The sequence below is a fragment of the Kitasatospora sp. NPDC092286 genome, assembly GCF_044755565.1.
GTDB lineage: Bacteria > Actinomycetota > Actinomycetes > Streptomycetales > Streptomycetaceae > Kitasatospora.
The window spans coordinates 208,758-228,341 of the sequence record NZ_JBIVRD010000004.1 but is presented as its reverse complement, the minus strand read 5'-3'; the positions used below and the strand labels follow the sequence as shown (position 1 = coordinate 228,341).

15 protein-coding genes and 1 pseudogene are annotated in these 19,584 nt (G+C 74.6%); 10 read left to right on the top strand and 6 right to left on the bottom strand.

Translation table 11 applies throughout. The features are described from left to right. Positions 1-61: 61 nt before the first annotated feature. A complete protein-coding gene (locus ACIQIB_RS06690; RefSeq protein ID WP_400757039.1) occupies positions 62-1,597 on the top strand; it encodes an FAD-binding protein in 1,536 nt (511 codons plus the stop codon). 235 nt (positions 1,598-1,832) lie between these two features. On the opposite strand, the pseudogene ACIQIB_RS06685 reads toward ACIQIB_RS06690, so the two are convergent. The 3 genes and pseudogenes from ACIQIB_RS06685 to ACIQIB_RS06675 form a co-directional block, all read right to left on the bottom strand. Beyond that, positions 1,833-2,116 (bottom strand): annotated as a pseudogene (locus tag ACIQIB_RS06685) (transposase); the annotation flags it as partial. Positions 2,117-2,338: 222 nt separating this feature from the next. Continuing rightward, on the bottom strand, positions 2,339-3,403 hold the full coding sequence (locus ACIQIB_RS06680; protein ID WP_400757038.1) for a substrate-binding domain-containing protein: 1,065 nt from the start codon (positions 3,401-3,403) through the stop codon (positions 2,339-2,341). 122 nt (positions 3,404-3,525) lie between these two features. Then, positions 3,526-5,316 (bottom strand): beta-galactosidase family protein, encoded by a 1,791-nt coding sequence (locus tag ACIQIB_RS06675; protein WP_400757036.1) that lies wholly within the window; start codon positions 5,314-5,316, stop codon positions 3,526-3,528. Positions 5,317-5,597: 281 nt separating this feature from the next. On the opposite strand from ACIQIB_RS06675, the gene ACIQIB_RS06670 reads away from it, so the two are divergent. Further along, positions 5,598-6,713 carry a substrate-binding domain-containing protein gene (locus ACIQIB_RS06670; protein WP_363608198.1) on the top strand — a complete coding sequence of 372 codons (1,116 nt, stop codon included), beginning with the start codon at positions 5,598-5,600 and terminating at the stop codon, positions 6,711-6,713. 99 nt (positions 6,714-6,812) lie between these two features. Here the strand turns inward: ACIQIB_RS06670 and ACIQIB_RS06665 are convergent, their stop codons facing one another. Both ACIQIB_RS06665 and ACIQIB_RS06660 read right to left on the bottom strand, forming a co-directional pair. Further along, positions 6,813-7,595, bottom strand: a complete 783-nt coding sequence (locus ACIQIB_RS06665) for a sugar phosphate isomerase/epimerase family protein (protein WP_400757035.1) — start codon at positions 7,593-7,595, stop codon at positions 6,813-6,815. 6 nt (positions 7,596-7,601) lie between these two features. Then, positions 7,602-9,563: a DUF2264 domain-containing protein gene (locus ACIQIB_RS06660; RefSeq protein WP_400757034.1), complete on the bottom strand. Its 1,962-nt coding sequence runs from the start codon at positions 9,561-9,563 to the stop codon at positions 7,602-7,604. Between the two features lie 326 nt (positions 9,564-9,889). Here ACIQIB_RS06660 and ACIQIB_RS06655 point away from each other — a divergent pair, with 326 nt between their 5' ends. The 5 genes from ACIQIB_RS06655 to ACIQIB_RS06635 all read left to right on the top strand — a co-directional run bounded on the left by ACIQIB_RS06655 (position 9,890) and on the right by ACIQIB_RS06635 (position 15,450). After that, on the top strand, positions 9,890-11,236 hold the full coding sequence (locus tag ACIQIB_RS06655) for a sugar ABC transporter substrate-binding protein (RefSeq protein WP_363608201.1): 1,347 nt from the start codon (positions 9,890-9,892) through the stop codon (positions 11,234-11,236). Beyond that, on the top strand, positions 11,233-12,174 hold the full coding sequence (locus ACIQIB_RS06650; RefSeq protein WP_400652634.1) for a carbohydrate ABC transporter permease: 942 nt from the start codon (positions 11,233-11,235) through the stop codon (positions 12,172-12,174). The genes ACIQIB_RS06655 and ACIQIB_RS06650 overlap by 4 nt, the downstream gene beginning before the upstream one ends. After that, complete coding sequence (locus tag ACIQIB_RS06645; protein WP_363608202.1) at positions 12,171-13,076, top strand: carbohydrate ABC transporter permease; 906 nt, start codon at positions 12,171-12,173, stop codon at positions 13,074-13,076. The genes ACIQIB_RS06650 and ACIQIB_RS06645 overlap by 4 nt, the downstream gene beginning before the upstream one ends. Before the next feature lie 152 nt (positions 13,077-13,228). Beyond that, on the top strand, positions 13,229-14,209 hold the full coding sequence (locus ACIQIB_RS06640) for a hydroxyacid dehydrogenase (RefSeq protein ID WP_363608313.1): 981 nt from the start codon (positions 13,229-13,231) through the stop codon (positions 14,207-14,209). Between the two features lie 89 nt (positions 14,210-14,298). Next, positions 14,299-15,450: a Gfo/Idh/MocA family protein gene (locus ACIQIB_RS06635; protein ID WP_400757031.1), complete on the top strand. Its 1,152-nt coding sequence runs from the start codon at positions 14,299-14,301 to the stop codon at positions 15,448-15,450. A gap of 136 nt (positions 15,451-15,586) precedes the next feature. Here ACIQIB_RS06635 and ACIQIB_RS06630 read toward each other — a convergent pair whose 3' ends face one another. Further along, positions 15,587-16,216 (bottom strand): RNA-guided endonuclease TnpB family protein, encoded by a 630-nt coding sequence (locus ACIQIB_RS06630; RefSeq protein ID WP_400757030.1) that lies wholly within the window; start codon positions 16,214-16,216, stop codon positions 15,587-15,589. Here ACIQIB_RS06630 and ACIQIB_RS06625 point away from each other — a divergent pair. The 3 genes from ACIQIB_RS06625 to ACIQIB_RS06615 are packed head-to-tail and all read left to right on the top strand — an operon-like array spanning position 16,099 to position 19,144. Beyond that, complete coding sequence (locus ACIQIB_RS06625; RefSeq protein WP_400757074.1) at positions 16,099-17,214, top strand: dihydrodipicolinate synthase family protein; 1,116 nt, start codon at positions 16,099-16,101, stop codon at positions 17,212-17,214. The genes ACIQIB_RS06630 and ACIQIB_RS06625 overlap by 118 nt on opposite strands. Beyond that, positions 17,211-18,065, top strand: coding sequence for a sugar phosphate isomerase/epimerase family protein (locus tag ACIQIB_RS06620; RefSeq protein ID WP_400757029.1), 855 nt, complete (start codon positions 17,211-17,213; stop codon positions 18,063-18,065). Before ACIQIB_RS06625 ends, ACIQIB_RS06620 begins: the two co-directional genes overlap by 4 nt. Next, positions 18,062-19,144: a glycerate kinase gene (locus ACIQIB_RS06615; protein ID WP_400757027.1), complete on the top strand. Its 1,083-nt coding sequence runs from the start codon at positions 18,062-18,064 to the stop codon at positions 19,142-19,144. Before ACIQIB_RS06620 ends, ACIQIB_RS06615 begins: the two co-directional genes overlap by 4 nt. The last annotated feature ends 440 nt before the right edge of the window (positions 19,145-19,584 follow it).

The following is a 19,584-nucleotide window of genomic DNA, read 5'->3' as shown; positions in this document are numbered from 1 at the left end:
CGGGTAGGTGCCTGCTGCGGTACAACAATCCCTCTTTGACGATTGATCGGAGGATCCTGATATGAGCAGGTCGGATCTGCCGCGCCGCGGTCTCCTCGCCGGAGCGGCGGCCGCGGTGATCGGCTGGAACACCGCCGGGCGCACATGGGCCCTCGCCCCCGGCACCCCCGGTGCCCCCGGTGGCGGGGAGTCCGGCGCGGGCGTGCCGCCGGGAGTCGCGGCACTGCCGCGCCTGGACGGGACGATGGTCACCGGAGGCACTGAACTCGCCCGGTTCGCCGGCGACTTCGGACACCTCGTGAACGCCGCGCCACGCGCCGTACTGCGCCCCGGATCGGTACGCGACATCGTGGAGGTGGTCGGCTTCGCCCGCCGCCACCGGATCCCCGTCGCCATGAACGGACAGAGCGGGAACCCGGACACCGGCACCGGCGCGGCGCAGTTGGAGTCGCACTCCAGCTACGGGCAGGCCGGTGCGCCCGGCGGTGTCGCGATCGACGCCCGGGGTCTGGACCGGATCGTCTCCCTCGCCCCGGGGCGGGCCGTGGTGGAGGCCGGTGTGACGTGGGCGCGGCTGACGGACGCGGCGCTGGCGAAGGGGTGGATGCCCCCGTGCCTGACGGACTATCTGCACCTGTCGGTGGGCGGGACGCTGAGTGTCGGCGGGATCGGCGGTGGTGTGCAGCGGTTCGGACTGCAGGCGGACACGGTCGAATCGGTCGACGTGGTGACCGGGCAGGGACAGCTGGTGACGGCCAGCGTGACACGCAACCGGGAACTGTTCGACGCGGTACTGGCCGGCGGCGGTCAGGTCGGGATCATCGTACGGGCGACGGTGCGGCTGGTACCGGCACGGGAACGGGCACTGGTGTTCAACCTGTTCTACGACGACCTGGGCACGTATCTGGCGGACCAGGAACGGCTGATGGCCGAGGAACGGTTCGACCTGCAGGTCGGCGAGGTGGTACGGGACACGGCCGGTACCCGGTGGCGGTACAAGGTGGAAGCGGTGGCACACTACGACGGCACGACGCTACCGGACCGGGATGCGCTGCTGCGGGGACTGCGGTGCGCGGCGGGTGAGACGACGGTGACGGACCAGGGGGTACGCGAGTACGCGTTCCGGGTCGACGCTTTCGCGGGATACCTGAAGGCGGCCGGGTACTGGGGGCTGCCGAAGCCGTGGCTGAGCCTGTTCCTGCCGGCCTCGCGTGCGGAAACGTTCATGCGGGAGGCGGCGGAGGTGTTGACGCCGGAGGATCTGGGAGCGGGGATCCTGTTGTTCTACCCGTACACGGCGAAACGGTTCACCCGCCCACTGGCGGTGATACCCGACGAACCGGTGGGCTGGCACTTCGACCTGCTGGCGTTCCCCGGCCCCGACACGGATACCGCAGCTATGCTCACCCGCAACCGACGGCTGTACGAACGAGCGGTAGCACTGGGCGGCAAACGCTACCTGATCGGAGCGATCCCGGGGATGACGGGCGCGGACTGGGGCCGACACTACGGGGCGCGGTGGTCGTCGGTGGTGGCGGCGAAGCGGCGTTTCGACCCGGCGGGGATCCTCACCCCGGGGCAGGGCATCCACGCCTGACGGGCGCGCCCTGTGTCCGCCCCGGCCGTTGGGCCGGGGCGGACACAGGGGGGTCGGACCAGGCGGTGCGTGCCCGCCGTGAGGTGGTCCCCGGGATGCGGACGTCGGGGTTGTGCCGCGAGTGGGAGCTCGGGCGTCGCGTGGTGCTGCCGTCCGAGTCGAAGATGCTCGTCCTCGGCGGGCACCCGGCAGACGGGATCGGCCCCGAAGCCGTCACGAAGGTGGTCGATCACCTGCTCGGCCTCGTCCGGGGACGGCCGATCTCCTGGGCAAAAAACACGCTGGCGGCCTTCAGGATCTCCTTGGCCCGCCTCAACTCGGCGGCTTCCCTGCGGAGTTCCTTCAGCTCGTCGCGCTCGACGGTGGTGAGGCGGTCGTCCCGCTCTCCGGCGTCGGCCTCGGCCTGCCGGACCCGGGACCGCAGGGCCTCCTGGTGGATGCCGAGGTCGCGGGCCACATGGGCGACTCGCGTACGGCGCGCTCGCGGAGTTCATCGGGGTACTTGCGTGGTGCGGGCACTGCTCGTGGTTCTCCTTACACCTGGATCGCAACAAACCCAGACATCAGGGACTCCACGAAGGCCGGAGCAGCTCACATCCTGCACCGGGAGAGCGCCCAGGACCCCGACGTCCTGCTCTCCTGCCGTGCCGGACAGGACCCCACGGGGGCATTCGCCGGTCCTGGGCCGCATCAGGTCCTGGATGGCGTCGAGGACTCGGTAGCACAGTGGCCCGGCCGCGGTCAGGCTCCGGAGGACTCGCGTACCGTCAGGGTCGGGAGGAGGTCCAGGTGGTGGACCGGCAGGGCGGGTCCGGTGGCGGCCAGGCGTCGGAGCAGGAGGTCGACCGCGGCGGCGCCGACGGCGCGTTTGGGCGGGGCCACGGCGGTCAGTGGCGGGGCGCCGAGGGCGGCGAACACGTCGTCGTAGGTGACCAGGGCGAGATCCTCGGGGACTCGCACGCCCCTGGCCCGCAGCAGGGGAAGCAGTTGCAGGGCGTCCTGGTCGTTGTGCACGAGCGCGGCGCCGACGCCGTCGGCGACCGCCGCGGCGAGCCGATGGGCGACGCCGTCGACGCCGTCGGCCAGGGTGCGGACGTCGATGACGGGTTCGGCGGGCAGGTCGAGCGTGCGGCAGGCCTCGGCGTAGCCCAGGCGGACCTGGTGGGCCGTCCAGGTGTCGGTGCGGGCCGCCAGGGCCACCCGGCGGTGGCCGAGGGCGGCGAGGTGGCGCAGGGCGAGCAGGACGCCGTGCCGGTGGTCGGAGCCGACCGCGTCGAGGGCGTCGGCGGGGCTGCCAGCGGCCGGCCGGCGTTCCAGCAGGGCGGCGGGGACGGGGAGTTCAGCCACCCAGGCGTGGTCCTCGGGGCGGTCGGCGGCGGTCCAGTTCGGGGCGAGCAGCAGGCCCTGGACGCCGGAGGCGAGGAGCTGGTCGACCTGGACGCGGTCGGCGCTGGCCTCGTACGAGGAGATGCCGAGGACCAGGTGGACGCCGGCCTCGGCGGCGGCGGTGCGCGCGCCGGTGATCACCTCGTCGAAGTACTGCACCACGGCGGGGACGAGCAGCCCCAGGGTGGGGGCCTCGGCGGGGCGGGCCGGCGCGGGGGCGGCCGCGGCCGCAGGGCCGCCGAACGAGACGGAGCCGTGGGTGCGGCGGAGCAGGCCGGCGTCGGCGAGGGCCGCGACGTCCCGGCGGACGGTGACGGCGGGCAGGCCCAGCCGCTCGGCGAGGTCCACCACCCGGACGGTGCCCAGGCCGCGCACCGTGTCGAGGATGCGGGCGCGGCGATCGTCCGCCGGGATCGGCATGGCACTCCCTGTCGGTGGGCCGGTCTGTCGAAGTGGACAGGAACCTACCACTCGGTCAGCGGACGGACGGCCGGTGCCCGCCCCGCGGGGCGGGCCGGCGCGCACCCGCGGGGCGGGAGGGGTCAGGAGCCGTACCGCTCCTCGGGGACGACCGGGCCGAGGTCGGGGCCCTCGACCAGTTCGACGTGGTCGCCCGGGCGGTGGAGTTCGAGGATCAGCAGGTCGTTGGCGCCGGCCCGCCAGAGCGGCGCCGGGGCGTAGAGGGTGCGCTGCGGGCCGCGGTCCCAGTAGCGGCCGAGCGCGAAGCCGTTCAGCCAGACCATGCCCTTGGTGAATCCGGGCAGGGCGAGGAAGCCGTCGGCGGGGGTGTCGACGGTCAGTTCGGCGCGGTGGAAGGCGGGCCCGTCGACGGTGGAGGGCGCGCCGAGGGCGAGGGCCGTCGGGTCGTCGAGGGGCAGCGGGCGCACCTCCCAGCCGAACTGGTACTGCCGGTCGACCCGGACACCGCCGGTGATGCCCTTGGGATCGCGCAGCAGCGGGCCGTAGTTGATCCGGCCCAGGTTCTCGACGAGCAGGTCGAGCACGGCGCCGCCCTCGGGCACCCGCAGCGGCAGGGCCTGCTCCGGGTGGTTGCGGTCGAGGACGCCGAGCGGCTCGCCGTCGAGGAAGACCTGGGCGCGGTCGGCGAGGCCGTCCACGCGCAGGTCGCCGTGGGCGAGCGGGCCGCGCAGGCGGGTGCGGTAGTGGATGAGGCCGAGGTTCTGGCCGAGTTCCTCCATCGGGCGGGGCTCGCGGAGGCGGTGCGCGGTGGAGAGTTCACCGAGGGCGCCGAGCAGCGGGCGGCTCGCGGTGACGGGGGCGGTGCGGGGGGCGAGGCGGGCGGGCAGCGGCGGCAGCGGATGGGGGTTGGGGCCGAGGTGGCGTTCGATCACCTCGCGGAAGCGGTGGAACTTCTCGGTGAGTTCGCCGGCCTCGCCGACCGGGGCGTCGTAGTCGTAGCTGGTGACGTCCGGCTGGTAGGTGGTGCCGTCGTGGTTGGCTCCGTTCCACCAGCCGAAGTTGGTGCCGCCGTGGCCCATGTACATGTTGACCGAGGCGCCGGCGGCGAGCTGGGCGTCGAGCACCGCGGCGGCGTCCTCGGCGTCGCGCACGTGGTGGGGCGTGCCCCAGTGGTCGAACCAGCCGCACCAGTACTCCATGGTGACCAGCGGGCCGACCGGCTGGTGACGGCGCAGGCAGGCGAGGGACTCCTCGGGGCGGGAGCCGAAGGTGCCGGTGGTGAGGAGTCCGGGCACCCGGCCGCCGAGCTGGAAGCCGTCCTCGGCGCCGTCGGCGGTGAACAGCAGGACGTCCACGCCGCGGGCGACCAGGGTGTCCCTCAGGTGTTCGAGGTAGGCGGTGTCGTTGCCGTAGCTGCCGTACTCGTTCTCCACGGCGACGGCGACCACCGGGCCGCCGCGGGAGGAGAGCAGCGGGAGCAGCACGGGCACCAGGTGGTCGAACCAGGCGTCCACGGCGGCGAGGAAGGGCGGATCCAGGCGGCGCAGCCGCATCGCGGGGTCGGCGAGCAGCCAGCCGGGCAGGCCGCCGAACTCCCATTCGGCGCAGATGTACGGGCCCGGGCGGACGATGACGTCGAGGCCGAGGTCGCCGGCGGCGCGGACGAAGGCGGCGAGGTCGCGGTCGCCGGTGAAGTCGGCACGGTCGGGCGTGGGCTGGTGGAAGTTCCAGGCGACGTACGTCTCGACGGTGTTGACGCCCATGGCGCGCAGCCGGGTGAGGCGGTCGGTCCACTGTTCGGGGCGGATGCGGAAGTAGTGGACGGCGGCGGAGACGATCCGGTGCGGACGTCCGTCGCGCAGGAAGGTATCGCCGTCGGTGGTGAGGGCGGGGTGGGGGGCCTGGTCGGCCATCGGGTCCTCCGCGGGAGGGGAGCGGGAGTGAGGGGGGTGACGAGAAGGCGGGAGTGAAGGGCGTGGGACCTCGGGTGGGTCCGGGCGCACGGCCGCGCGGGTGGCTGCGGGCGCGGCGGCCACCGGGGACACCCTAGGAGCTCGGTGATCGCACGGTCAATCGATCGGCAATCACCGGCATTATTGATCAATTTTCGATCGAACGATACTCTTCGATCGGAATATCATCGGCGGACCGCTTCCGGACGACGCTTCGGCGGGCACGAGAGAGGGAGGCCAGGATGGCCGTTTCGGGGGAAGAGCGCCGCAGGCTGATCGTGTCGGCCGTCGGCGAGCTCGGCGGGCGGGTCCGCCTCACGGAGCTGGCCGACCGGCTGGACATCCCGGCCGTGACGGTCCGCCGCGACGTCGCCGCGCTCGCCGACGCCGGCCGGCTCTCCCGCTCGCACGGCTTCGTCTCCCTGGAACGTCCGGACGCCGCCGGACCGCCGATCGCCCCCGGCCCCGGAGAGGGCCGCGCCCTCGGCCTGCTGGTGCCCTCGGTCGGCTCCTACTTCGACGAGGTGATCGCCGGGGCCCGGGCCGCCGCCGCGACCGCCGGGGCCCGGCTGGTCCTGGGCATCGCCCCGTACGGGGCGGGCGGTGACCGGCTGCAGGCCGAGCGCCTGCTGGAGTCCGGCGCCGAGGGCCTCCTGCTGGCCCCGGGGCTGGTCCCCGGCCGGGCGGTCGAGGACTACGCCTGGCTGGACACCCTGCCGGTGCCCGCCGTGCTGGTGGAACGCCGCTCCCCCACCCCGGACGGCCCCGGGTCCGGACTGGACACCGTGGCCTCCGACCACCGCCACGGGGTGCTGAGCGCCCTGCGCCACCTGGCCGGGCTCGGCCACCGGAGCGTGCTGCTGGCCGCCCGGGGCGACTCCTGGACGGCCGCCGAGGTGCGGGCCGGGTACCAGGAGGGCACCCGGCTGCTCGGGCTGCCCGCCCTGCCGGCGCTGGACACGCTCGGGCCCGGCAACGTGCCGGCCGACCCCGAGCTGCTGGTGGCGCGGATCGCCGAGGCCGTGCGGTCCGGGACCCGGGCGGCGCTCGTCCACAACGACCAGGACGCGCTGCGGCTGGCGCCGCTGCTGCGCGCGGCCGGTCTCGCGGTGCCCGCGGACGTGGCGCTGGTCGCCTACGACGACGTCTTCGCCGCGCTCGCCGCACCCCCGCTGACCGCCGTCGCCCCGCCCAAGCGCGCGGTGGGCGGGGCCGCGGTCGACCTGCTGCTGCGCCGTCTGGCGTCCGGCGCCGACCTGCCGGTGCACCGCACCGCGCTGCTCCCGGTCCTGCACGTGCGCGCCTCCTGCGGGGCCGATCGGGCGGCACCACGCGCAAACGCCGCGCCCCTGGTGTGAGGGGCGCGGCGGGCGGGTACCGGGACGCTTCGCGCACGGCACACCCGCACCGGGTGTGGCTGGCCGGGACGACCGACCCGGCCGGCCCCGCCGCCCCGGCTAGCCCGGAAGCAGCGCGGACAGGTGCCGCGCCCCGGGGCCCAGCTGCGGCGCGAGGGGCGCGGCGCGCGGGTGCCAGGGGGCCTCGTACTCCCAGGCCGCCCAGGCACCGGGCGGCAGCAGGTGCAGGCAGTCGGCGATCGGCAGCACGCCCGCGCCGAGCGGCAGCGGGGTGAGGTCGTCCGCCGAGGCGACGTCCTTGACCTGCACGTACCCCAGGTGGGGGCCGAGCGCCCGGTAGGTCTGCGCCGGGGTCTCGCCGGCCAGCCAGGTGTGCAGCAGGTCCCAGAGCGCGCCGACCGCGGGGTGACCCACCCGGCGCAGCAGCGGTGCCAGCGCGTCGCCGGCGCGGTGCGAGTCGTGGGTCTCGACGAGGATCCGCACGCCGAGGGCCGCCGCCTGCGGGGCCGCCCCGCGCAGCCTGCGGACCGCGCGTTCGTCGGCCTCGGCCGCCGGGCCGGGGCCGCCGTGCGGGAAGACCCGCAGGCGGCGGCAGCCGAGGTCGGCGGCCAGCCGCAGGTGGGCGGTCAGCCCGGCGAGCACCGGCGCGTCCGGCCCGGGGGCGGCGACACCGACGTAGGAGGCGAGGGTCAGCGGGACGACCCCGGCGGCGGACAGCAGCCGGGCCGTGCGCCGGCGTTCGTCCGCGTCCAGCCCGAGGCGGACCGGCTGGCCGTCGGCGCAGCGCAGTTCGAGGCCGTGCCAGCCGTGCTCGGCGGCGAGGGCGGCGGCCCGGTCCAGCGGGAGCCCGGGCAGGCCGAGGGTGGCGAGGGCGAGGGGCACGGCGGTTCAGTCCCGCTCGGCGGGGAGGACGGTGACCGCGCCGGGTGCCAGCCGGATCCACAGGCCCGGGGCGCCGGTGGGGCGGACGATCAACACGACGGCCGCCGGGTCCCGCTCGTCCGGCCGGACCTCCAGGGTGAGGGCGTCGGCGAGGGCGGGCGGCTGTTCGGCGACGGTGAGCCTGGCGGCGCAGGCGAACAGGGCGGGGCCGTCGGTGGGCAGTTCCCCGGTGAGCCGGGGCAGCGCCGCCTCCGGGCCGAACGCGGTGCCGCCGGGGACCCGTTCGCTGTCTGCGGCGGTGAAGCCGGACAGGGCGTGCAGCTCGGAGACGAGCCGACCGTCGGCCCGGACGCCCGCGCCGGCGTGTTGCCCGGTGCGGACGCCCGTGACGGCGTGCTGCTCGGTGCGCCGGCCCGCGACGGCCCAGCCGGTCTGGGTGACCGGGGTGCCATCCGGCCCGCCGGTGACCAGGTGGGCCCGGACCTCCTCGGCGCCACGGGCGAGGGTGAGCGAGGTGACGGTGACACCGGGCAGTTCACGGCCGCCGACGCGCGGGTGCCAGCGGGAGGCGGCCCAGCCGGGCCCGGTGCCCAGGGGGTGGACGCGGCCGCGTTCGGTGGGTCCGGCGTCCGTCAGCAGGGCGAGGTGGTTGTCGGCGGGGCCCTCGAAGGCCGGCCCGGTGGCGGTGGAGTGGGCGAGCCGCGCGTAGTGCGGGTCGTCGGGCCCGACGGCGTCCGCGGGCTGGTCGTCGCTGCCGTGGTTGTGCAGCCGGACCAGGCCGTCGGCGGCGGTGGACTGCACCAGCCAGCCGGGCCCGGGCAGGGCGAGGACGGTGTCGCGTTCCTCGGCGGGTGCGGGCCCCTCGGGCGCGGTCCACACCGGGTGGCCAGGCGGGAGCAGCAGGCCGAGGAAGGCGCTGCCGGCCCAGTACGGGGAGGCGGGGCCGGAGTAGACCTGGACGAGCCGGAGGTCGGGTCCGTGCCAGCCGAGGGTGAGCAGGCCCCGGTCGTCGACGGCGCCGCGGTCGACGAAGTGGCGCAGGGCGCCGGAGGCGAGGCGGCGGGTCGTGCCGGGGGCGAGCGGGGTCTGGCCGGTGAGGGCCCCGGCCCACAGGGGGGCCGTGGCGGCGAAGCGGTAGGTGAGCGAGCGGCCCTGGTGGACGGGCGCGCCGTCGGCCCCGAAGGTGTGGGCGTAGCCGGCCAGGTGGGCGGCGAGGCGTTCGCCGTACTCGGCGCGCAGGGCCCGGTCGTCGGCGAGGTGGGCGTGCAGGACGGGGTAGAGGTGCAGGGCCCAGCCGTTGTAGTGGTCGAAGGCGCGGGGGCGGCCGTCGGTGTACCAGCCGTCGCCGAGGTACCAGCGGTCGATGTGCTCCAGCCCGCGGCGGACCGCGGCGCGGGCCTCGGGTTCGGCGATGCCGGCCTCGGCGAGGAAGCCGCCGACGGACAGCGGGAAGAGCCACCAGTTGTTGTCGTTGGGCGCGCGGTGCAGGGCGTCGGCGAGCCAGCGGCCGACCCGGTCGCGGACGGGTCCGGGCAGCCGGTCCCACAGCCAGGGGCGGGTGAGGCGCAGCGCGAAGGCGATGGAGGCGGCCTCGACCATGGCCTGGCCCCGGTCGGTGATCAGCGGCCAGGACTCTCGGTCGCCGTCGGCGAGGTCGCGCTCGCCGGTGGGGGTCCGGGTGCCGGCGTCGAGTCCGGCGGCGTAGTGCGCCAGCAGGCCGTGCGGATCGGCGCCGCCCGCGCCCGCCACCCGCAGGGCGGCGGGCAGGAAGGTGCGGGCGAAGCCCTCCAGTCCGTCGGAGCGGCGCCCGGAGCGGCTCGGGCGGGGGCCGGGCAGGTCGATCAGCGCTCCGGCGGGACTGGCGTACGGGCGGACCGCGGTCAGCAGGGCGTCGGCCACCGCCTCCCAGTGCTCCCTGGTCCAGCCGGTGTACGGGCTGAGGTCGCGGTCCTCCGGGGGCAGGCGCATGAGGTCCTCCGTGATCGGGTGGTGAGCCGGAATCTAGGCAGCACTTGATCATTCGTCAAGCCACGGCGATCAAATGAGCGGCTTGATCGGATTGTGATGTTGCCGCCCCAGGGGCCATCTGCCCCGACTTTTCGGGATTTCCCGAGGTCACGGCGACTCTGCCGACGACCGGACGGGTCGATCAGGTCAGATCATTTGATCCAAATCTCTTGACTCCGATCGCCGACCTGCTCAGGATGACAGCCAATCGCCCCCACCCTCTGCGGGTCCCCGGTCGGAGCCGACCGTCCCGGGGCCCGCGCACCCTCGCCGTAAGGAGCCCACCCATGCGCTCGACCCCCATCTCCCGGCGCAGAGCCCTCCGCGCCGCCGCTGCGGCCACCTCGGCCGCGCTCTGCGTCACCCTGCTCGCCGCCTGCGGCAGCAGCGGCGACGGGGCCGCCGCCGCGGACGACGGCAAGCCGGTCAGCCTGACCTTCTGGGGCTGGGCGAAGGGCACCAAGGACGTGGTCGCCGCGTTCAACGCGAGCCACCCGGACATCCAGGTCACCTTCGAGGAGATCCCGGCGGGCGCGGCCGGCGGCTACGCCAAGCTCTCCAACGCGGTCAAGGCCGGCAACGCCCCCGACGTCTTCAACGTCGAGTACCCGCAGCTGCCGGACTTCGTCAGCCAGGGTGCCGTCCAGGACATCAGCAAGCTCGTCGGCGACGACCTCAAGGCCAAGTACCTGCCGCAGGCCGTCGAGCTCACCTCGCTCGGCGGCCGGACCTGGGCCCTGCCGCTGGACGCCTCCCCCCAGGTCTTCTACTACCGCAAGGACCTCTTCGCCAAGGCCGGCATCACCGTCCCCAGGACCTGGGACGAGTTCCGCACCGCGGCGCAGCAGCTGAAGGCGGCCCAGCCCGACACCCGCATCGCCACCTTCTTCCCCGACGACCCGACCACCTTCGAGGCGATGGCCTGGCAGAACGGCGCCCACTGGTTCGCCGCCGCCGACGAGGCCTGGAAGGCCGACCTGACCGGGCCGGAGACCCGCAAGGTCTCCGAGTACTGGCAGAAGCTGGCCGACGAGGACCTCGTGCGCGTCATGCCGTCCTTCAGCCAGCAGTGGACCGCGTCCCTGCAGAAGGGCGAGACGGCCGGCTACCTCGGCGCCACCTGGGGCGGCGGCGTCCTCAAGGCCAACGTCGGCACCACCCCCGAGGTCAACGGCACCTGGGCGGCCGCGCCGATGCCCAGCTGGGACGGCAGCCCCGCCAGCGGCATGCTCGGCGGCACCACCTTCGCCGTGTCCAAGGACAGCAAGAAGGCCAAGGCGGCCGTCGAGTTCGCCACCTGGGCGACCACCACCGCGGACGGCTTCAAGGCCCGGATCTCCTCCGGCACCTCCTCCGCCTACCCGGCCGCCGCCGAGCTGGTGCCGGTCGCCAAGCAGGCCTTCAACACCGACTTCTACGGCGGCCAGGACCTCTACGCCCTCTACACGGACGCCGCCAAGTCCGTCAAGCCGGGCTGGACCTGGGGACCGGCGATGGGCGTCACCAACGGCTCGCTGAAGGACTCCTTCGGCAAGGTCGCCGGCCGGACCGGCACCATCGACGAGTCGCTCACCACCGCGCAGCAGGCCACCCTCGCCGAGTTCAAGAACCGCGGACTGAAGGTCGCCCAGTGACCTCCGGCACCCATCCCGGCCGTACCGCCCGCGCTGCCGGCCGGCGGAGCGGGCGGTACGGGGCACCGGCCGTGCTGCTCGCCCCGTTCCTCCTGCTCTTCACCGCCTGCACGCTGATCCCGATCGGCTACGCGATCAGGCTCAGCCTGTTCACCGAACGCCGCTCCGGCCTCGGCTTCGGCGACGCCGAGACGGTCTTCACCGGGCTCGGCAACTACACCCGGGCCCTGAGCGACGAGGCGTTCCGCGGCGGGTTCCTGACCGCCGCGCAGTATTGCCTGCTCTACATCCCGCTGATGACCGGCCTGGCGCTCGTCCTGGCCCTGCTGCTGGACTCCACGCTGGCCCGCGCCCGGCGCTTCTTCCAGCTGACGCTGTTCATCCCGCACGCCGTGCCCGGCATCATCGCCGCCCTGCTGTGGATGTACCTGTACACCCCCGGCATCAGCCCCGTGCTCGACGCGCTGGAGGCCCTGGGCACCCAGCCCGATCCGCTCGGCCACCCGCTGCCCGCCGTGGTCAACATGGCGCTGTGGCAGTGGACCGGCTACAACCTGGTCATCTTCTACGCCGCGCTGCAGGCCATCGACCGCACGGTGCTGGAGGCCGCCGTCGTCGACGGCGCCGGACCGCTGCGCACCGCCCTGAGCATCAAGGTGCCGCTGATCCGGCCGTCGATCGCGATGGTCGGCCTGTTCACCGTCATCGGCTCGCTCCAGCTGTTCACCGAGCCGGTGATCCTCTACGGCACCTCGCCGGGCGTCACCTCCTCCTGGACCCCGAACATGTACGCCTACACGGCCGCCTTCGAGCGCCACGACTACGGGCTCGCCGCCTCCTCCTCGGTGCTGCTGGCCCTCGCCGCGGCGGGGCTCTCCTTCGCCGTCACCCGGCTCACCCGGGGCCGCTCCGGACCCCGGCGGGAGGCCGACGCATGACCACCACCGCCACCCGCCCCAACACCGCCCCGCCGGGCCGGCCGACCCGGGCGCACCGGCCGCGCCGCCCCTGGACGCTCTCCGGGACCGCCGTCAACGGCACCCTCGTCCTGGCCACCGTCTACACCCTGTGGCCGCTCGGCTGGCTGCTCACCGCCTCCGCCAAGAACACCGCCGACCTGCTCGGCGGGAACGCCCTGGGCGCCGACAACTTCCGGCTCGGGCAGAACCTGCACGACCTGGCCACCACCGGCGACGGCATCTACTTCCGCTGGTACCTGAACTCGCTGCTGTACGCCGGGATCGGCTCCCTGCTGTGCGCACTGGTGTGCGTCGCGGCCGGCTACGCCTTCCACGTCTACCGCTTCCCCGGCAAGGAGAAGCTGTTCGGCCTCGTGCTGCTGGGCGTGCTCGTGCCCACCACGGCACTCGCCCTGCCGATGTACCTGCTGGCCTCCGAGCTCGGCATCGTCAACACCTTCTGGGCGGTCTTCCTGCCCTCGCTGGTCAACCCCTTCGGCGTCTACCTGGCCCGGGTGTTCTGCGCCGGCTACGTACCGAACGAGGTCCTGGAGGCCGCCCGGATGGACGGCGCCGGGGAACTGCGCACCTTCTGGTCGATCGGGCTGCGGATGGTGATGCCCGGCTTCGTCACCGTGCTGTTGTTCCAGTTCACCGCCATCTGGAACAACTTCTTCCTGCCGCTGGTGATGCTCTCCGACAACCGGCTCTTCCCGGTCAGCCTCGGCCTGTTCAGCTGGAACGCCCAGACCAAGGCCTTCCCCGAGTACTACCCGCTGGTCATCACCGGCTCGCTGCTCGCCATCGTGCCGCTCGTGCTCGCGTTCGTGCTGCTCCAGCGGCACTGGAAGGCCGGACTGACCGCAGGGAGCGTCAAGTGAACCCGAACCCCGCCACCGCCGTGACCGGCACCGCCTGCGTGACCGGCACCCTCTCCGTGACCGCGCCCGCCCCTACGCCCGCCCCTACGCCCGACCGGGAGACCACCGTGCCCGACGGCCGGCCCGCCCACCGCCCCCGCGCCGTCCTCGCCATGCACCGCGAGCTCGCCGGCCGCCTGATCGACCCGCACACCCTGGCCCGGCTCACCGCGCTGGCCGACCTCGACCCCGCGCTCGTCCTGGACGACTTCACCACCCCCGAGGCCCGCGCGGCGCTCGCCGGCGCCGAGGTGATCGTCTCCAGCTGGGGCTGCCCGCCGATCGACGAGGAGGTGCTGGCCGCCGCCCCGCGGCTGAGCGCCGTCATCCACGCCGCCGGCTCGGTCAAGCACCACGTCACCGAGGCCTGCTGGCGCCGCGGCCTGCAGGTCACCTCCGCGGCCTGGGCCAACGCCCTGCCGGTCGCCGAGTACACCGTCGCCGTCGTGCTGCTCGCCAACAAGCGGCTGCTGCCGATCCGCGAGGAGTACCGGCGCCGCCGCGCCCCGCACGACTGGCAGCTGGCGTACGCCGCGGCGGGCAACTACCGGCGCACCGTCGGCGTCGTCGGCGCCTCCCGGATCGGCCGACGGGTGCTGGAACTGCTGCGCCCGCACGACCTCGACCTGCTGCTGCACGACCCCTACGTCGACCCCGCCGAGGCCGCCCGGCTCGGCGCGCGCGCCGTCGGCCTGGACGAGCTCTGCGCCGCCTCCGACGTGGTGAGCGTGCACGCCCCCGAACTCCCGGCCACCCTGCACCTGATCGACGGCCGCCGGCTCGCCCTGATGCGCGACGGCACCACTCTGGTCAACACCTCGCGCGGTTCCCTGGTCGACCAGGAGGCGCTGGTGCGCGAGGTCGCCTCCGGGCGCCTCGACGCCGTCATCGACGTCACCGAGCCCGAGGTGCTGCCCGCCGACTCCCCGCTCTACGACCTGCCGAACGTCTTCCTCACGCCCCACGTGGCCGGCTCCCTCGGCGGTGAGCTGCACCGGATGGCGGCCGCCGCCGCGGACGAACTCGCCCGCTACACCGCCGGGCAGCCGTTCGCTCACCCCGTCCTCGCCGAGGACGTCCACCGCACCGCGTGATCCCGCGCCGCGCGGCCCCGCACCACGTGCACACGCATCGCGTGCCCCCGCATCGCGTCCCCGCACCAGCAACGAATCGGAGAACCCCCATGCCCCGCAGGGTGATCGGCATCGTCATGAACGGCGTCACCGGCCGGATGGGCTACCGCCAGCACCTGGTCCGCTCCATCCTCGCCATCCGCGACCAGGGCGGCCTGCCGCTCGGCGACGGCGAGACGCTGTGGCCCGAACCGATCCTGGTCGGCCGCAACGCCGCCAAGCTCGAGGACCTCGCCGACCGGCACGGCCTCACCCACTGGACCACCTCGCTCGACGAGGCCCTCGCCCACCCGCTCGCCGAGATCTACTTCGACGCCCAGGTCACCCCCGCCCGGGAGACCGCGCTGCGCACGGCGATCGCCGCCGGCAAGCACATCTACACCGAGAAGCCCACCGCCGAGTCGCTGGAGGCCGCGCTCGACCTCGCGCGCCTCGCCCGCGACGCCGGGGTGTGCAACGGCGCCGTGCAGGACAAGCTCTTCCTCCCCGGCCTGCGCAAGCTCAAGCGGCTGGTGGACGGCGGGTTCTTCGGCCGGATCCTCTCCGTGCGCGGCGAGTTCGGGTACTGGGTCTTCGAGGGCGACTGGCAGCAGGCCCAGCGGCCGTCCTGGAACTACCGCGCCGAGGACGGCGGCGGCATGGTCCTCGACATGTTCCCGCACTGGCGCTACGTGCTGGACGGCATCATCGCCCCCGTCCGCTCGGTGTACGCGCACACCGCCACCCACATCCCCGAGCGGACGGACGAGCACGGGCAGGTCTACCGGGCCACCGCCGACGACGCCGCGTACGGCGTCTTCGAGCTGGAGGGCGGCATCACCGCCCAGATCAACTCCTCCTGGGCGGTCCGGGTGGACCGCGACGAGCTGGTGGAGTTCCAGGTGGACGGCACCGAGGGCAGTGCGGTCGCCGGACTGCGCGAGTGCCGCTTCCAGCACCGCGCGGCCACCCCCAAGCCGGTCTGGAACCCGGACCTGCCGGTGACCGAGCCGTTCCGCGCGCAGTGGCAGCGAGTGCCGGACAACGAGGAGTTCGACAACGGCTTCAAGACGCAGTGGGAGCTGTTCCTGCGCCACGTGACCACCGGCTCCCCCTACCACTGGGACCTGCTGGAGGGCGCCAAGGGCGTGCAGCTCGCCGAACTCGGCCTGCGCTCCGCCCGCGAGGGACGCCGGATGGACGTCCCCGAACTGTCCCTGTGACCGCCCGGCGGCCGCACCCGGGCCGGCCGGCCGGCACCCGGCCGCCGGGGACCCGACCGCCCCGCAGCCGCCCGCCGACGAGACGGATGCACTGACACCTTGACTTCCTTCCCCTCCTGAGGAGAGGGAGGTCCCCTCAGCCTCGCGGCTGAGCCGCTGCGCGCGAGCGCGGCGGTGGGACTACTTCCTGCTTCACCGACGACCGCCCGCCCGGAGTACTGCGTTGAGGTCTTGCACCGCCTCCACAGGCTGCAACCGCCAGCCCGGCGGCAACGATGTTGCGTGCCGCGTTCACGTCCCGGTCATGGGTCGCACCGCAGCCGCACGTCCACTCACGGACGTTCAGCGGCATCCTGCCCCGCAGGATGCCGCTGGCCGAACACAGTTCAGACGAGGGGAACCAACGGTCCACGGCCACCAGGTCCCGGCCGTACCAGTCGGCCTTGTACTCCAGCATGGACCGCAGTTCGGCCCAGCCCGCGTCCGAGACGGCACGGGCAAGCGTCCGGTTCCTGAGCATGTTCCGGACGGTCAGATCCTCGATCACGATCGTTTGGTTCTCACGAACGAGCCGCTCCCCCGGCCAAAGCCGAGAGTATCCACGAAGGAATTCCGATGACCGAGATCGACCTGCCCGGCCACGGCCGGATCCGGCTGCGCGAGCCCGCGGCCCTGCCCGCCTCGCCCGCCCCGGCCCGCTCGCGGGTGGCCTTCGCCGCCGCCCACGTGGTCGCCGACCCGCTGGGCGACAACGCCCCCGGCGCACCCGCCGCCGTCGACTGGGACGCCACCCTTGCCTTCCGCCGGCACCTGTGGTCGCTGGGCCTCGGCGTGGCCGACGCGATGGACACCGCCCAGCGCGGCATGGGCCTCGACTGGCCGGCCACCCGCGAGCTGATCACCCGCTCCGGGGCTGCGGCCCGCGCCTGCGGCGGCCGGCTGGCCTGCGGCGTCGGCACCGACCAGCTCGCCCCCGGCACCCACCCGCTGAACGCCGTCCGGGCCGCCTACGAGGAGCAGCTGACCGTGGTCCAGGAGGCCGGCGCGCAGCCGATCCTGATGGCCAGCCGCGCCCTGGCCGCCGCCGCGCGCGGCCCGGAGGACTACCTGGAGGTGTACGGCGCGCTGATCGCGGGCTCCGAGCGCCCCGTGCTGCTGCACTGGCTCGGCGAGATGTTCGACCCCACCCTGGCCGGCTACTGGGGCTCCACCGACCTCGACACGGCCGCCGCCACCGTGCTGGAGCTGATCGGCGCGCACGCCGACCGGATCGAGGGCATCAAGGTCTCGCTGCTGGACGCCGGCCGGGAGATCGCCCTGCGCCGCGCGCTGCCGGCCGGCGTGCGGATGTACACGGGTGACGACTTCCACTACCCCGAGCTGATCCGCGGCGACGAACTCGGCCACAGCCACGCCCTGCTGGGCGTCTTCGACCCGATCGCGGCCACCGCCGCGGCGGCGCTGCGGGCGCTGGACGAGGGCGACCTCGACCGCTACGAGGAACTGTTCGCGCCGACCGTGCCGCTGGCCCGGCACCTGTTCGCCGCACCGACCTTCCACTACAAGACCGGCGTGGTCTTCCTCGCCTGGCTGGCGGGCCACCAGGACCACTTCACCATGGTGGGCGGTGCGCAGAGCGGGCGTTCGGTGCCCCACCTGGTGGAGCTGTTCCGGCTCGCCGACGCGGCCGGGGTGCTCCCCGACCCCGACCTCGCCGCCGGGCGGATGCGCCGGCTGCTCGCGGTCGCGGGGGTGACGGCATGAACGGCGCCGACGCGATGAACGGCCTCGAAAGGCTGTCGCTCAACCAGATCACCACCCGGGGCTGGAGCCTGCCGCAGGCCGTGCGGGGCTGTGCGGACGCCGGCATCCCGGCCATCGGGCTGTGGCGCGACAAGGTCGCCGAGACCGGCCTGGCCCGCTCCGCGAAGCTGTGCCGGGACGCCGGACTCGCCGTCAGCAGCCTCTGCCGGGGCGGTTTCCTCACCGCCGACGGGCCCGGGGAACGCCGGGCCGCGCTCGCCGACAACCTCCAGGCCGTCGAGGAGGCCGCCGAACTCGGCACCGACACCCTGGTGCTGGTCGTCGGCGGCCTGCCGGCCGGCAGCCGCGACCTGGTCGGCGCCCGCGCCGCCGTCGCCGACCTTCTCGCCGAACTCGCCCCGCACGCGGGCGACTTCGGCGTGCGGCTGGCGATCGAGCCGCTGCACCCGATGTTCTGCGCCGACCGGGCGGTGGTCTCCACCCTGGGTCAGGCGCTCGACCTCGCCGCCCTGCACCCCGCCCGGCAGGTCGGCGTCGTCGTCGACAGCTACCACGTCTGGTGGGACCCGGCCCTGCGCGAGCAGATCGCCCGCGCCGGGCGGGAGGGCCGGATCGCCTCCTACCAGGTGTGCGACTGGACCCTGCCGCTGCCCGCCGACGCCCTGCTCGGCCGCGGCCACGTCGGAGACGGCCACATCGACTTCCGTGCCCTCACCGACCTGGTCACCGCCGCCGGGTACGAGGGCTGGATCGAGGTCGAGATCTTCAACCAGGAGATCTGGGACACCCCGGGCGAGCTGACGCTGCGCACCCTCATCGAGCGGCACCGCACCCACCTGGCCACGCCGTGAGGGTCGTCGTCGCGCCGGACTCCTTCAAGGGCACCGTCACCGCCCGGGACGCCGCCCTGGCGCTGGCCGCCGGCTGGCGCTCGGTGCGGCCGGGCGACGAGCTGCTGATCCGTCCGATGGCCGACGGCGGGGAGGGCACCCTCGACGCGCTCGCGGCGGCCCTCCCCGGCGCCGTCCTGCACCTGGTCCCCTGCTGCACCGGCCCCGACGGGCGGCCGGTCGCCGGACGCTTCGCGCTGTTGCCGGACGGCACCGCGCTGGTCGAACTGGCCGACACGGGCGGCCTGCCGCTGCTCGGCGACGCCCTCGCCCCGCTCACCGCCGGCACCCGCGGCACCGGCGAGACCATCGCCGCCGCGCTGGACGCCGGCGCGCGGCAGGTGACCGTCGCGCTCGGCGGCTCCGCGTCCACCGACGGCGGTGCCGGACTGCTGGCCGCCCTCGGCCTGCGGCTGCTGGACGACACCGGCGCCGACCTCCCGGACGGCGGCGGCGCCCTCACCCGGGCCGCCCGGCTCGACCGAACCGCCCTGCGCCCCGCCCCGCCCGGCGGCGTCCGGCTGCTGACCGACGTCACCAACCCGCTGCTCGGCCCCACCGGGGCGGCTGCGGTCTACGGCCCGCAGAAGGGCGCCGACCCGGCCCGGATCGCCCTGCTGGAGGCGGGGCTGCGGCGCTTCGCCGACCTGCTCGGGGGCGACCCGGACCTCCCCGGCTCGGGCACGGCCGGCGGCACCGCCTACGGCCTGGTGAACGCCTGGGGCGCCCGGGTGGTCCCCGGTGCGGCGGCGGTGGCCGGGCTGACCGGACTCGACGCGGCCCTCTCCGGGGCCGGCCTGGTGATCACCGGCGAGGGCCGCTTCGACCTCACCAGCCTGCACGGCAAGGCGGTCGGCGAGGTCCTCGCCCGCGCGGAGCGGGCCGGCGTCCCCGCCCGGGTCGTCGCCGGCGAGGCCTCCGACCCCGGCGCGCTCACCCTCACGGCACTGTCCGGCGACCCGGCCGACGCCCGCCACCGGGCGGCCCACTGGCTCACCGCCGCCGGCGCCCGACTGGCCCGCACCCACAGCGCGGGCTGACGCCCGAGCAGCGCCCCCGGGCGCCCCCGCGTGGTGCCCGCGGTGGGAGCAGCGGACCGGAAAGCGGGTCGCGTCGACCAGCACCCGGGCCGGCTTCGATCCGTACACCTCGGGCGAGACCTGCGTCAGCACCCGGTAGGCCCACAGCCCCCGCCGCCCCCGCAGCACCCGCCGGTCCGTGCCGAGCAGCCGCATCCTCGCCCGCAGTACCGCATCCTGATTCACCGTGTCCCCCTTCGTCGTCGCCCCCTCCCCGGCGGCCGCGCAGGGCAGCACGACGTACGTGCCGGCGCCCGGGAGCGGGCGCCGGCACGGAGCCGGGGAGAGTGGATGACGTCGAGTCTGCGCGTCGCCGAGGCGCCGGACAAGGGCGATCGGCTGTGCTCCCGGTCCTACCGGACAGGCCCCCTGACAGGCCATGATGAAGTCGACACTTTTCC

Excerpts from the sequence above, each read along its gene's own strand:
- ACIQIB_RS06670 (WP_363608198.1), top strand. The coding sequence starts at position 5,598 with ATGGCCGTTTCGGGGGAAGAGCGCCGCAGGCTGATCGTGTCGGCCGTC.
- ACIQIB_RS06660 (WP_400757034.1), bottom strand. The coding sequence starts at position 9,563 with ATGCGCCTGCCCCCGGAGGACCGCGACCTCAGCCCGTACACCGGCTGG.
- ACIQIB_RS06675 (WP_400757036.1), bottom strand. The coding sequence starts at position 5,316 with ATGGCCGACCAGGCCCCCCACCCCGCCCTCACCACCGACGGCGATACC.
- ACIQIB_RS06635 (WP_400757031.1), top strand. The coding sequence starts at position 14,299 with ATGCCCCGCAGGGTGATCGGCATCGTCATGAACGGCGTCACCGGCCGG.
- ACIQIB_RS06690 (WP_400757039.1), top strand. The coding sequence starts at position 62 with ATGAGCAGGTCGGATCTGCCGCGCCGCGGTCTCCTCGCCGGAGCGGCG.
- ACIQIB_RS06655 (WP_363608201.1), top strand. The coding sequence starts at position 9,890 with ATGCGCTCGACCCCCATCTCCCGGCGCAGAGCCCTCCGCGCCGCCGCT.
- ACIQIB_RS06645 (WP_363608202.1), top strand. The coding sequence starts at position 12,171 with ATGACCACCACCGCCACCCGCCCCAACACCGCCCCGCCGGGCCGGCCG.
- ACIQIB_RS06680 (WP_400757038.1), bottom strand. The coding sequence starts at position 3,403 with ATGCCGATCCCGGCGGACGATCGCCGCGCCCGCATCCTCGACACGGTG.
- ACIQIB_RS06620 (WP_400757029.1), top strand. The coding sequence starts at position 17,211 with ATGAACGGCGCCGACGCGATGAACGGCCTCGAAAGGCTGTCGCTCAAC.
- ACIQIB_RS06640 (WP_363608313.1), top strand. The coding sequence starts at position 13,229 with ATGCACCGCGAGCTCGCCGGCCGCCTGATCGACCCGCACACCCTGGCC.